The organism is Solibacillus sp. FSL K6-4121, from assembly GCF_038002585.1.
Lineage (GTDB): Bacteria > Bacillota > Bacilli > Bacillales_A > Planococcaceae > Solibacillus > Solibacillus faecavium.
In genome coordinates this window covers 708735-721401 of record NZ_JBBOCS010000001.1, presented here as the reverse complement: position 1 = coordinate 721401, position 12667 = coordinate 708735, and the positions used below count along the sequence as shown (strand labels likewise).

Sequence of the window (12667 nt, the reverse complement as noted above, 5' to 3'; positions counted from 1 at the left end):
ACTTCATGAGTCGCATTGACGCAAACAAATTAGAACTTGAAGAACGCGTAGTTACAATTAACCGTGTTGCTAAAGTTGTTAAAGGTGGTCGTCGCTTCCGCTTCTCTGCTCTAGTAGTAGTAGGAGATAAAAATGGTCATGTAGGATTTGGTACTGGTAAAGCCCAAGAGGTTCCAGATGCAATCCGTAAGGCTGTTGAAGACGCGAAGAAAAACTTAATCGAAGTACCACGCGTGGGTGGAACTACTCCACACTTAGTGCAAGGTCGCTTCGGTGCAGGTTCAATCTTAATTAAACCTGCAGCTCCTGGTACAGGAGTTATCGCTGGTGGTCCAGTACGTGCCGTACTAGAACTAGCTGGTATTACTGATATTCTTTCAAAATCTCTTGGTTCAAACACACCAATTAACATGGTGCGTGCAACTGTAGCAGGTTTAACTGAATTAAAGCGTGTAGAAGATGTAGCAAAACTACGCGGTAAATCAGTGGAAGAGTTATTAGGATAAGGGGGGGAATTATAATGGCTAAATTACAAATTACCCTTAATAAATCTGTCATCGGTACTAAACCAAACCAACGTAAAGTTGTTGAGGCTTTAGGATTACGTAAATTAAACCAAACTGTGGAACAAGCAGATAATGCTGCTATCCGCGGGATGATTACAAAAGTAGCTCACTTAGTTACTGTTAAAGAAATTTAATTTCAATTATACGAACAAGGAGGTGCCACCCAAATGAAACTTCATGAGTTAAAACCAGCAGAAGGTTCACGTAAAGTACGTAACCGCGTTGGTCGTGGTATCGGTTCTGGTAACGGTAAAACTTCTGGTAGAGGTCATAAAGGTCAAAACGCTCGTTCTGGCGGCGGCGTTCGCCCAGGATTTGAGGGGGGTCAAAACCCACTTTTCCGTCGTTTACCTAAACGTGGCTTTACGAACATTAATCGTAAAGAATACGCGATCGTTAACCTTGATGCGTTAAACCGTTTTGAAGATGGTGCAGAAGTAACACCTGCATTATTACTAGAAACTGGTATCGTGAGCAATGAAAAAGCTGGAATCAAGATTCTAGGTCATGGTACGTTAAGCGTTAAGCTTAATGTTAAAGCTCACAAATTCTCTGCTTCTGCAAAAGAAGCAATTGAGAACGCTGGCGGAACAACTGAGGTGATCTAATGTTTCAGACAATCTCTAACTTTATGCGCGTTCGAGATATACGAAATAAAATCATCTTCACACTATTAATGTTAATCATTTTTCGTATCGGGACATTCATCCCGGTACCAAATGTTAACGCAGATGTATTAAAGGCAACTGATGAGTTCAGCTTAGTAGGTTTCCTTAATACGTTTGGCGGTGGTGCATTAGCAAACTTCTCTATCTTTGCGATGGGGATTATGCCATACATTACTGCTTCAATCATTGTCCAGTTACTTCAAATGGATGTCGTTCCTAAGTTTGCAGAATGGGCGAAACAAGGTGATGTAGGTCGACGCAAGTTGGCTCAATTCACTCGTTACTTCACAATTGTACTAGCATTTATTCAATCTTTCGCTATGAGTTTTGGTTTTAACCAATTTTATGGAGGATCATTGATTACGGATACTAGTATTCAATCGTACTTAACGATTTCTGTCGTGTTAACAGCAGGTACAGCATTCCTATTGTGGTTATCTGAACAAATTACTGCATATGGTGTTGGTAATGGTATTTCAATCATTATCTTCGCTGGTATCGTAGCTGCGATTCCTAACGCAGTAAACCAAGTGTATGCACAACAAATTGATGGAGCTGGAGATCAATTATTTATTAATATTGCTATCTTAGCTTTACTAGTTTTAGTGCTACTAGCTGTTGTAGTTGGAGTTATATATATTCAACAAGCGTTGCGTAAAATTCCAATTCAATATGCAAAACGAGTTGCTGGGAATTCACCTAAAGTAGGGGCACAGCAAACGCATTTACCGTTAAAAGTAAATGCTGCAGGGGTTATTCCGGTAATCTTTGCAATAGCGTTTATTGTTACTCCACAAACTTTAGCAACATTCTTTGGAGATAATAATGTAACTGCATTCATCACTAATGCGTTTGACTATACTAAACCTATTGGGATGATTATCTATGTTGCGTTAATTATCGCCTTCACATACTTCTATGCATTCATTCAAGTGAATCCGGAAAATGTGGCAGATAACTTGAAAAAGCAAGGTGCTTATATTCCGGGTATTCGCCCAGGAAATGACACACAAGCTTACTTAACAAAAGTTCTTTATCGTTTAACATTTGTTGGTGCTCTATTCTTAGTAGTCATTTCAATCATGCCAATTCTATTCATCAACTTTATGAACCTGCCAGCTTCGGCTCAAATCGGGGGAACGAGTATGATTATCGTAGTTGGTGTTGCACTTGAAACGATGAAACAGTTAGAGTCTCAATTAGTAAAACGCCATTATAAAGGATTTATGAAATAATGCAGGTTTAGGAAACATTTACGTTTCCTTGCCGGCTTATGTTGTAAAGGGGAACATTACGTATGAATATCGTTTTAATGGGTCTTCCAGGTGCCGGTAAAGGTACTCAGGCTGACAAAATTGTTGAGAAGTACGCAATCCCTCATATTTCTACAGGCGATATGTTCCGTGCCGCTATTAAAGAAGGTACTGAATTAGGTTTAAAGGCAAAATCGTTTATGGATCAAGGTGCATTAGTGCCGGATGAAGTAACGATTGGTATTGTTCGTGAACGTCTTTCACAACATGACTGCGAAAAAGGATTCTTATTAGATGGATTCCCACGTACAGTTCCTCAAGCAGAAGCTTTAGATAGCATTCTTGATGAATTAGGTCGTCCAGTTGAGCATACAATTAATGTTCAAGTTGAAAAAGAAGAATTAATCGCACGTTTAAGTGGACGTCGTATATGTAAGACTTGTGGTACATCGTATCATTTAGTGTTCAATCCTCCAAAAGAGGAAGGCAAATGTGATAAAGATGGCGGCGAATTATATACACGTGCGGATGATAATCCTGAAACTGTTGCAAACCGTCTGGAAGTAAATATGAACCAAGCACAACCTTTACTTGATTTTTATAAAGCAAAGGGTGTACTTAAAAATATTAATGGACAGCAAGAAATTTCTAAAGTATTTGCTGATCTTGATGCTCTATTGCAGGGCAGCCGCAGCTGATATCCGTCCGGGCGCTAGACAGCTTCCGCGGTATTCATGCGGAGGCAACAACGAAACATAATTTTTTGAGAGTTGCAAAAGCATATTGTGCCCGGTATATACTATAAGGGTTGAGCACAAAATTCGTGTGATGACATCTTTGTAACGTATAATGGGTTTCGTGGAAGCATCTGTGTAACGGGTATGAATCTCTCATCAAGACATTCCGGCTATCGTGTTAACATAAGGGATGCGGTTCCTTATTATAAGGACTGTTTCCATGGATTGTGTGAAGCGAAACCAGACGAGCGTCTTATTGTACATCTCTCATGCAATCCAAAACATATGTTGGAACGAGTTGCTTCTTAATCAGGAGAAACAGTTGCAAGAGCTCGCATGAGTTTTTTGATATTAGCATATAGAAGGGAGACGAGAAGATGGCGAAAGACGATGTAATTGAAGTCGAAGGGACAGTTGTTGAGACTTTGCCAAACGCGATGTTTAAGGTAGAATTAGAAAATGGGCACACTGTGCTAGCACACGTTTCTGGAAAGATCCGTATGCACTTTATCCGTATCCTACCTGGAGATAAGGTTACTATTGAGTTATCTCCTTATGATTTAACTCGCGGTCGTATCACATACCGTTTTAAATAATCTTTTGCACTCCGGACTATTAAGGAGGTTAGGTTAGATGAAAGTGAGACCATCTGTGAAACCGATCTGCGAAAAATGTAAAGTAATTCGCCGACGCGGTAAAGTAATGGTAATCTGTGAAAATCCTAAACACAAACAAAAACAAGGATAATTAATCAAGGAGGTGCACTAACGAATGGCACGTATTGCTGGTGTTGATATTCCTCGCGACAAACGCGTTGTAATTTCATTAACTTACATTTACGGTATTGGTAAAACTACTTCTCAAAAAGTATTAGCAGGTGCAGGTATTGACGAAAATACTCGCGTTAAAGACTTAACAGAAGATCAATTAAACCAAATTCGTGAACAATTAGATTCATACAAAACAGAAGGTGACTTACGTCGTGAAGTTTCTTTAAACATCAAACGTTTAATGGAAATCGCTTCAAACCGTGGTATCCGTCACCGTCGTGGTTTACCTGTTCGTGGTCAAAATACGAAAAACAATGCGCGTACGCGTAAAGGTCCTCGTAAAACTGTAGCGAACAAGAAAAAATAATTAAGTAAAGGAGGTTCCTTCTTAACATGGCTCGTAAACAACAAACTCGTAAACGTCGTGTGAAAAAGAACATCGAATCTGGTGTTGCTCACATCCGTTCTACATTCAACAATACAATCGTAACGATCACTGATATGCAAGGTAACGCATTATCTTGGTCTTCAGCTGGTGCTTTAGGTTTCCGTGGTTCACGTAAATCAACTCCATTCGCAGCTCAAATGGCTGCTGAAACAGCTGCTAAAACTTCAATGGAACATGGTTTAAAAAACATTGAAGTAACAGTTAAAGGTCCTGGTTCTGGTCGTGAAGCTGCAGTTCGTGCACTTCAAGCTGCTGGATTAGAAGTAACTGCTATTAAAGACGTTACTCCAGTTCCACATAACGGTTGCCGTCCGCCAAAACGTCGTCGCGTGTAATGGGTGCAGCTTAGAAGTATAATTTTGTACTTCTATGTACATCATGTTACTTTGTACAAAAGTCTTGTGCATTTTTTAGTCTATCTTAGATTAACAACTATGATGATAAGAACCTATACATTAGATGTTTTGAAGGAGGGTAAATTGGAATGATCGAAATTGAAAAACCAAAGATTGAAACAGTGGAGATTAGCGAAGATGCCAAATACGGCAAGTTTGTTGTAGAACCGCTTGAACGTGGTTATGGTAATACTTTGGGAAATTCTTTACGTCGTATCCTTCTGTCTTCATTACCTGGAGCTGCTGTAACGTCAATTCAAATTGACGGCGTACTACACGAATTCTCAACTGTAGAAGGCGTTGTAGAAGATGTTGCTTCAATTATCTTAAACGTGAAAAAGCTAGCTTTAAAAATCTACTCGGACGAAGAAAAAGTCATTGAGATAGATGTGAAGGGTGACGGAACGGTTACTGCAGCTGACATTACACATGACAGTGATGTAGAAATATTAAACCCAGATTTATATATCGCAACAATCGCAAAAAACGGTCATTTACGTATGCGTATGTACGCACAACGTGGCCGTGGTTATACTCCTGCTGATCAAAACAAACGTGAGGATCTTCCTATCGGCGTGATCCCGATCGACTCTATTTACACTCCAGTTTCACGCGTCAACTTCCAAGTAGAGAACACTCGTGTTGGACAAAATTCTGACTACGACAAGTTATCACTTGATGTATGGACAGATGGAAGCATCGGTCCTAAAGAGGCGATTTCACTTGGAGCGAAAATTTTAACTGAACACTTAAATATCTTCGTAGGCATGACGAACGAGGCACAAACTGCTGAAATCATGGTCGAAAAAGAAGAAGATCAAAAAGAAAAAGTATTAGAGATGACTATCGAAGAACTTGATCTTTCTGTTCGTTCTTACAACTGCTTAAAGCGCGCTGGTATCAACACGGTATTAGAGTTAGCTAATAAGTCTGAAGACGATATGATGAAAGTACGTAATCTTGGTCGTAAGTCTCTTGAAGAAGTTAAGCATAAGTTAGAAGAGCTTGGTTTAGGATTACGTAAAGAAGACTAAGCGAAAAATTATAAAATTTAGCTAGATCAGATATATTTAAAAGGAGGGAAACGTCCATGGGTTACAGAAAACTTGGTCGTACAAGTTCTCAACGTAAAGCATTACTACGCGACTTAGCTACTGATTTAATCATCAACGAGCGCATCGAAACAACTGAAGCGCGCGCTAAAGAAACTCGTAAAGCAGTTGAGAAAATGATTACTTTAGGTAAACGCGGTGATTTACACGCTCGTCGTCAAGCGGCAGCATTCATCCGTCGTGAGTTAGTAACAGTTGGAGAAGGCGAAGAAGAAAAAACTGTTTTCGCACTTCAAAAATTATTTGATGATATCGCACCTCGTTATGCGGAGCGTCAAGGTGGTTACACTCGTATTCTTAAAGTAGGTCCTCGTCGTGGAGACGGCGCACCAGTAGTAGTTATCGAATTAGTTTAATTCTAACGAAATAGGTGAAGAGGGGTGTCCGGTTCACCGGTTGAACCCATGCACCCCTCTTTTTTCATAGGTTTTGTGATTTTATACGACAATAATTAAGCTGAGCGTTATGATGAGCGGAGTAGTCAACTACTGGCGTCTCGTTTAGCTCTCCGCACCTCATTCAATGAATTTTCGGGCTTGAGCACCCGTAAATTTTGTAAATGTAACGACAAGCGCATTTCTCTGAATGAGGTGCGCGCTTTTTTATTTATGGAATACTAGGATTGAGCCCCTACATTCCTCATACATATGCAAACATAAAGTACGTTTAAATAGGTGGCATTAAGCTGAACTTGTTTGAGAACGTGCTTTATTTTTATATATGTATAATTTCCTGGGAAATTTAAACTACATATTTATATATGTGTAATACATTCAAGGCAAAGGGGAGAATAGCTGAGTATGAATGAGATTTTATCATTTAATCATGTAACATTTTCATATACGCCCGATGAACCAACTGCACGAAATGCTGTAGAGGATGTCTCTTTTGCAATTAACAAAGGTGAATGGATTACAATAGTTGGTCACAATGGTTCTGGAAAGTCGACAATGGCAAAATTAATGAGCGGCTTACTATTGCCTCAGCAAGGGGAAGTCCGCATAAAACATAATATTCTAACAGAAGAAAACCTATGGGACATCCGTTCGCAAATTGGGATTGTCTTTCAAAACCCAGATAATCAGTTCGTTGGGGCTACTGTGCAGGACGATGTAGCTTTCTCTCTTGAAAATAACGGTGTACCGCATAAAGAGATGGTTCAACGGGTACAGGATGCACTTCAACAAGTTAAAATGGAGGCGTTCATTAATCATGAGCCACATCATTTATCAGGAGGGCAGAAGCAGCGTGTAGCGATTGCTGGGGCTTTAGCAATGCATCCTCAAATTCTAATATTGGATGAAGCGACTTCGATGTTGGATCCTCAAGGTCGTGAAGAAGTGTTGACGCTCGTTGAAACATTAAGAAAAGAAATTGACTTAACTGTTTTGGCAATTACGCATGATTTGGAAGAGGCACTTTTGGCGGATCGTATAATTTTTATGAATGATGGTAAGAAGTATGAAGAAGGTACACCTGCAGAAATTTTTTCATTAGGAGATAAACTGCTGCAGTTTGGTCTGGATATGCCTTTTGCCATGAAGATGACTAAGCTACTACAAGCACAGGGAGTACAGCTTGTAGGGCAACATATGACAGAAGAAGAGCTGGTGAATGATTTATGGACATCCAACTTCAACAAGTAAGCTATGCCTATGCAAAAGGCACTCCATTTGAAAAACAAGCTTTACATGAGGTTGACTTAACAATTAAAAGTGGAACATTTCAGGCAATCATCGGACATACAGGATCAGGTAAATCAACAATACTCCTTCATTTTAATGGTCTACTAAAGCCATCGAGTGGTACGGTGAAAATCGGAGACCGATTAATTGAAGCTGGGAAAAAGGCGAAAGATTTGAAATCCGTACGGCAGAAGGTTGGAATTGTCTTTCAATTCCCGGAGCATCAGCTATTTGAGGAAACCGTATTACAGGATATTATGTTTGGTCCGATGAATTTCGGTATTTCAGAGGAAGAAGCGGAAAAGCGTGCACGTGAATTAATCTCGCTTGTAGGGCTGCCTGAGGATATTCTCGAAAAATCTCCGTTCGATTTGTCAGGGGGACAAATGCGTCGAGTAGCAATTGCAGGGGTTTTAGCAATGGATCCTGAAGTAATTGTTTTGGATGAACCAACTGCTGGTCTTGACCCTCGAGGGCAAAAGGAGATTATGGACTTATTTTATGAGTTACATAAACAACGAGGCTTAACAACAATTCTTGTTACACATAGTATGGAAGATGCAGCACGTTATGCGGATTCAATTGCCATCATGCATGAAGGGCGATGTGTGTTAAATGGCAATCCAAGAGAAATCTTCGGTGACAGCCGAACACTTGCACAATTTCGTCTAGAACCACCACGCATTGTCCGTTTCCAGCGGCAAGTTGAGAAAATGATGGAGACATCATTATCAAAAGTTTGCTTAACTGAAGAAGAGCTTGCATTTGAAATCGGACAAGCGATTCCTAAGGAGCGTGAAGGACAATGATGGAAAAAATGATTTTTGGTCGATATATTCCGGGGAATTCATTTGTTCATATGCTTGACCCACGCTCAAAGCTGCTCTTTGTATTTGCATTTATTATTGTTGTCTTTTTGGCCAATAATACGTTAACGTACGGAATATTATTAGCTTTTACCTTAATTGTAATTTTGCTTTCAAAAATTCGGCTTTACTTTTTAATTAATGGATTAAAGCCGGTTATATTTTTAATGCTTTTTACACTCATATTGCATTTATTTATGACGAGAGAAGGCCCTGTACTCATTGACCTTGGCTTTATGAAAATTTATGAAGAAGGTCTGCGCCAAGGTGTATATATTTCACTGCGCTTTTTAATGCTCGTCTTTATGACATCCATCTTAACGCTAACAACTTCGCCTATTTCCATTACAGATGGCTTAGAGGTACTGTTAAACCCATTTAAGAAGTTGAAGCTCCCTGTGCATGAGCTAGCACTTATGATGTCTATTTCACTGCGTTTCATTCCCACATTAATGGATGAAACAGATAAAATTATGAAAGCACAAATGGCGCGAGGTTCAGATTTAAGTGCGGGACCGATTAAAGACCGTCTAAAGGCCGTGGTACCATTGCTAGTGCCGCTGTTTATTAGCGCATTTAAACGGGCAGAAGATCTTGCTACGGCCATGGAAGTACGTGGCTATCGCGGAGGCGAAGGTCGTACGAAGTATCGTTTGTTGAAATGGCATGCAAAAGATACGATTATTTTAGTCGCGCTAGTAATAATGGCGGTCCTGCTGTGGATGCTACGAGGTTAAGAGGGGTATTGAAATGGTCAGATTAAAAGCAACAATAAGCTATGATGGTACGTCATTTGCTGGTTATCAAGTTCAGCCTGGAGAACGTACAGTACAGCTTGAAATTGAAAAAGTATTAGCTATCATGCATAAAGGAAATCAGGTGAAAATTACAGCCAGTGGACGTACGGATGCGCGTGTCCATTCAACAGGCCAAGTGATTCACTTCGATACACCTTTATCCATACCGCTAGAAAAATATCAAAAGGCATTAAATGTGCAGTTACCACGTGATATTCGAGTAATGCAAGTAGAGCAAGTAAAGGATGATTTTCATGCACGCTATGATGTACTAGGAAAGCGTTACCGGTACATTTGGGATTGCAGCATGATTCAAAGTCCATTTAGACGTCATTATGCAGTAGAGACTAATGGGGTAAAACCCGATATTGAAGCAATGCGGGGTGCGGCTCAAGCTATTATAGGAAAGCATGATTTTAGCTGTTTTTGCGCGGCGAATACAAGTGTGGTTGATAAGGTGCGTATAGTTAATGCATTAGAGCTTAATTGGCATGATGAGGAATTGCATATGACAATAAGCGGGAATGGCTTCCTGTACAATATGGTCCGGATTATAGCGGGTACGTTATGGGAGGTAGGAACAGGAAGAAGGGAAGTAAGTTCACTTCCCCAGGTGATTGCTTCGAAGGATCGTTCTTTGGCAGGTAAGACTGCCCCAGCGCACGGTTTATATTTAGAACAAGTTTTTTATGAATAATTTATATATTTTTAAAAATTTTTTGTACGATTATGTAAAAATACGAGAGAAATAGCCGTGGGAAAAGGATTAACAACCTCTCCAGGTGTTCAATTAAATATCTTGACTTTAAACGAGATACATTATATGATGATGTATGGTATTTTCATTACCACCACAATAATAAGCCCCGAAACTTATATAGTGTATATAATGAAAAATAACGGTAATTCATATCGATTAGGAGGATACAAACATGCGCACAACTTTCATGGCTAAAGGTCAAGAAGTAGAACGTAAATGGTTAGTAGTTGACGCAGAAGGCCAAACATTAGGTCGTTTAGCTTCTGAAGTAGCTTCTATCTTACGTGGTAAACATAAACCAACTTTCACACCAAACGTTGATACAGGAGATCACGTGATCATCATCAACGCTGATAAAATTGAGTTAACAGGTAACAAATTACAAAAGAAAATTTACTACCGTCACACTCAATTCGCTGGTGGTTTAAAACAACGTACAGCTGGAGAAATGAAAGAAAAATACCCAACACAAATGCTTGAATTAGCAATTAAGGGTATGCTTCCAAAGAACTCTTTAGGTCGTCAAATGTTCACTAAACTGAACGTTTACACTGGTTCTGAACATCCACATGCTGCACAAAAACCAGAAGCTTACGAGCTACGTGGTTAATAAACTATAATAGGAGGAAATAACTTTGGCACAAGTACAATACATCGGCACAGGTCGCCGTAAAAGCTCAACTGCTCGCGTACGTTTAGTACCAGGCGAAGGTAAAGTAGTAATCAACAATCGTGAAATTGCAGATTACCTACCATACGAAACTTTACACTTAATTATCAACCAACCATTAGTAGCTACAGAAACTAAAGGTTCTTATGACGTTCACGTTAACGTAAACGGTGGTGGATTCACAGGTCAAGCTGGAGCAATCCGTCACGGTATCGCTCGTGCATTATTACAAGTTGATCCAGACTTCCGTCCAGCTTTAAAAGCTGCAGGTCTATTAACTCGTGATTCTCGTATGAAAGAGCGTAAAAAACCAGGTTTACGCGGCGCTCGTCGTGCACCTCAGTTCTCAAAACGTTAATCTTTACGATTACTATTTTGCGAAATTACAAAACCCTTTCTTGGATTTTTCCAAGAAAGGGTTTTTTCTTTATTCATTTGCAAAGCCGTTTGTCGCATGAAGTTTTCCTTTAACTTTTGTGAGAGGTAAATGATTACCGCTTAACCACGAATGAAAATCAATGACGATAGGTAATGCGTCTCCACCTAAAGCGAAAATACATTTACCTTCAGTTGGTATATAGCCAACCGTATGGAGAGTACCATCCCAAGCTCCGTATTTTGTAGCAAATACACCATTTTCGATTCGATTCATTAATTTAAACGCATTTTCAAAAGAAAGTGAATTTTCCTGGGCATTCGAAATAATGTGTTCGCGTGCTAAAGAATCTTCCATTCGGTAACGATTTTCTTCTGTCAGAACTTTAAAGTGGTTCGTGCAGGCTGTTGCATCTCGAACGGCAACGTTGCGCGGAGATGCTTCTACCGCCACCATAGTTTGCTCCGCATCAAGTAATACATAATTAAATGAATGCTTATGGGGGATATTTTTTAATAATGAAATCCCCTCGGCAACATTTGCGCAACATTCCAATAATAAACGTCCGATCATATTGCAAACAAAGCCATCCGCCCTGTTCTTCGTATTTACAAAGTTATAACCGACGACTAGCCCTTTTTCATTCATTCCATCCATACGTCCTGTAATTTGCATAGAAGGTCCTACTGTCGCGTAACCATCATTAGTTGGGGCATATAACACGAAACGCCCATCATAACTTTGTGGGTCATTGTCATAGTTGCGAATCATATAATGCGGATTTGTCGTAATAGAACAGCCACTTTTTTTATGTGCGGCATAATAACCACCATAATGAAGTAAAGCCTGTTCTTCCTTATAACCAAGTACATAAGCAAGACCTTCTATTTCCTCTTCAATTCCTGGACCAAACTGGGTTAAAAGTTGCTTAACATATAATTTATCTATAGAAAATCTATGATCTAATTGTTTATAAAATTCTTCTCTATTATAAAAAAGAGGGGAATTCTTTAAAAGCTCTCCTTGGTATATACCAAACTCATAATGCGATCCTCTGAATTGAATAATATCGCTTGTCACGTTTTTCAATTTATGTACCCCTTTAATGAAACTGTTTTTTCCATAGTAACGATTTTTAGTGGATAAACAAAACAAAAGGATTTGGAAAGCAGTCCTCCCCAAACTCCTTCGGTAGCAGTAGAATTTTTGTATACATTAGTATACAATAGTATTCAAAAAGGGAGGGTGAAAAATATGAGATCAGAAGGTAGAGGGAGACCTCGAGGTGAAGGGGAACAAAGTAATCGCCGTTCTAAGGGTGCCCAAACATTCCGTCGCGGACGTGCTCTGGAGTTTTATCGCCAACTCGAAATGAAGCGTTCAACATTAAAACAACAGTTGGAGTCTGCGGAATTGCAATCGATTCATCCTGTCATTGCTGGGGAGTTGAAAGCAACTGAAGCGATTATGAATGATTTTGTAGGTTTGTTTCAGTTGAATGAATTGTTGGAAGAAGCACAAGCAACAGAAGAGGAATAATTTTTCACAACATAAGGAAGTGAAC

Annotated in this window: 19 protein-coding genes; 18 read left to right on the top strand and 1 reads right to left on the bottom strand. The window is 39.5% G+C overall.

Annotated features, from left to right (window positions below):
• The first annotated feature begins 5 nt into the window (after positions 1–5).
• The 17 genes from rpsE to rpsI all read left to right on the top strand — a co-directional run bounded on the left by rpsE (position 6) and on the right by rpsI (position 11085).
• Positions 6–506, top strand: a complete 501-nt coding sequence (rpsE, locus tag MHH95_RS03695; protein ID WP_191701165.1) for a 30S ribosomal protein S5 — start codon at positions 6–8, stop codon at positions 504–506.
• 14 nt (positions 507–520) lie between these two features.
• Entirely contained in the window at positions 521–700 is a 180-nt protein-coding gene (rpmD, locus tag MHH95_RS03690) for a 50S ribosomal protein L30 (RefSeq protein ID WP_008406936.1), read from the top strand.
• A gap of 33 nt (positions 701–733) precedes the next feature.
• Positions 734–1174, top strand: coding sequence for a 50S ribosomal protein L15 (gene rplO, locus MHH95_RS03685; protein WP_191701166.1), 441 nt, complete (start codon positions 734–736; stop codon positions 1172–1174).
• On the top strand, positions 1174–2469 hold the full coding sequence (gene secY, locus MHH95_RS03680; RefSeq protein WP_191701167.1) for a preprotein translocase subunit SecY: 1296 nt from the start codon (positions 1174–1176) through the stop codon (positions 2467–2469). Before rplO ends, secY begins: the two co-directional genes overlap by 1 nt.
• Before the next feature lie 62 nt (positions 2470–2531).
• Positions 2532–3185 (top strand): adenylate kinase, encoded by a 654-nt coding sequence (locus MHH95_RS03675; RefSeq protein ID WP_340726484.1) that lies wholly within the window; start codon positions 2532–2534, stop codon positions 3183–3185.
• Between the two features lie 416 nt (positions 3186–3601).
• Positions 3602–3820: a translation initiation factor IF-1 gene (infA, locus tag MHH95_RS03670; protein ID WP_016839390.1), complete on the top strand. Its 219-nt coding sequence runs from the start codon at positions 3602–3604 to the stop codon at positions 3818–3820.
• 37 nt (positions 3821–3857) lie between these two features.
• Entirely contained in the window at positions 3858–3971 is a 114-nt protein-coding gene (gene rpmJ / locus MHH95_RS03665; RefSeq protein ID WP_000868344.1) for a 50S ribosomal protein L36, read from the top strand.
• Positions 3972–3995: 24 nt separating this feature from the next.
• A complete protein-coding gene (rpsM, locus tag MHH95_RS03660) occupies positions 3996–4361 on the top strand; it encodes a 30S ribosomal protein S13 (RefSeq protein WP_008406720.1) in 366 nt (121 codons plus the stop codon).
• Between the two features lie 26 nt (positions 4362–4387).
• A complete protein-coding gene (gene rpsK / locus MHH95_RS03655) occupies positions 4388–4777 on the top strand; it encodes a 30S ribosomal protein S11 (protein ID WP_008406718.1) in 390 nt (129 codons plus the stop codon).
• 149 nt (positions 4778–4926) lie between these two features.
• On the top strand, positions 4927–5871 hold the full coding sequence (locus tag MHH95_RS03650) for a DNA-directed RNA polymerase subunit alpha (RefSeq protein WP_008406717.1): 945 nt from the start codon (positions 4927–4929) through the stop codon (positions 5869–5871).
• A 56-nt stretch (positions 5872–5927) separates the two neighbouring features.
• Positions 5928–6305, top strand: a complete 378-nt coding sequence (rplQ, locus tag MHH95_RS03645; RefSeq protein ID WP_008406715.1) for a 50S ribosomal protein L17 — start codon at positions 5928–5930, stop codon at positions 6303–6305.
• A gap of 444 nt (positions 6306–6749) precedes the next feature.
• Positions 6750–7595, top strand: a complete 846-nt coding sequence (locus MHH95_RS03640; RefSeq protein ID WP_340726483.1) for an energy-coupling factor ABC transporter ATP-binding protein — start codon at positions 6750–6752, stop codon at positions 7593–7595.
• Positions 7571–8443: an energy-coupling factor ABC transporter ATP-binding protein gene (locus MHH95_RS03635; RefSeq protein WP_340726482.1), complete on the top strand. Its 873-nt coding sequence runs from the start codon at positions 7571–7573 to the stop codon at positions 8441–8443. Before MHH95_RS03640 ends, MHH95_RS03635 begins: the two co-directional genes overlap by 25 nt.
• Positions 8440–9237 (top strand): energy-coupling factor transporter transmembrane component T family protein, encoded by a 798-nt coding sequence (locus tag MHH95_RS03630; RefSeq protein ID WP_340726481.1) that lies wholly within the window; start codon positions 8440–8442, stop codon positions 9235–9237. Before MHH95_RS03635 ends, MHH95_RS03630 begins: the two co-directional genes overlap by 4 nt.
• Positions 9238–9250: 13 nt before the next feature.
• Positions 9251–9994 (top strand): tRNA pseudouridine(38-40) synthase TruA, encoded by a 744-nt coding sequence (truA, locus tag MHH95_RS03625; RefSeq protein WP_340726480.1) that lies wholly within the window; start codon positions 9251–9253, stop codon positions 9992–9994.
• 235 nt (positions 9995–10229) lie between these two features.
• On the top strand, positions 10230–10667 hold the full coding sequence (rplM, locus tag MHH95_RS03620) for a 50S ribosomal protein L13 (RefSeq protein WP_191701173.1): 438 nt from the start codon (positions 10230–10232) through the stop codon (positions 10665–10667).
• A gap of 25 nt (positions 10668–10692) precedes the next feature.
• Positions 10693–11085, top strand: a complete 393-nt coding sequence (rpsI, locus tag MHH95_RS03615) for a 30S ribosomal protein S9 (protein WP_191701174.1) — start codon at positions 10693–10695, stop codon at positions 11083–11085.
• Between the two features lie 69 nt (positions 11086–11154).
• Here the strand turns inward: rpsI and MHH95_RS03610 are convergent, their stop codons facing one another.
• Positions 11155–12192 (bottom strand): C45 family peptidase, encoded by a 1038-nt coding sequence (locus MHH95_RS03610; RefSeq protein ID WP_340726479.1) that lies wholly within the window; start codon positions 12190–12192, stop codon positions 11155–11157.
• Between the two features lie 165 nt (positions 12193–12357).
• Between MHH95_RS03610 and MHH95_RS03605 the strand changes: the two genes are divergently transcribed.
• The gene (locus MHH95_RS03605; RefSeq protein WP_340726478.1) at positions 12358–12642 is read left to right on the top strand and encodes a 2-keto-3-deoxygluconate kinase; all 285 of its coding nucleotides are present in this window, start codon (positions 12358–12360) and stop codon (positions 12640–12642) included.
• The last annotated feature ends 25 nt before the right edge of the window (positions 12643–12667 follow it).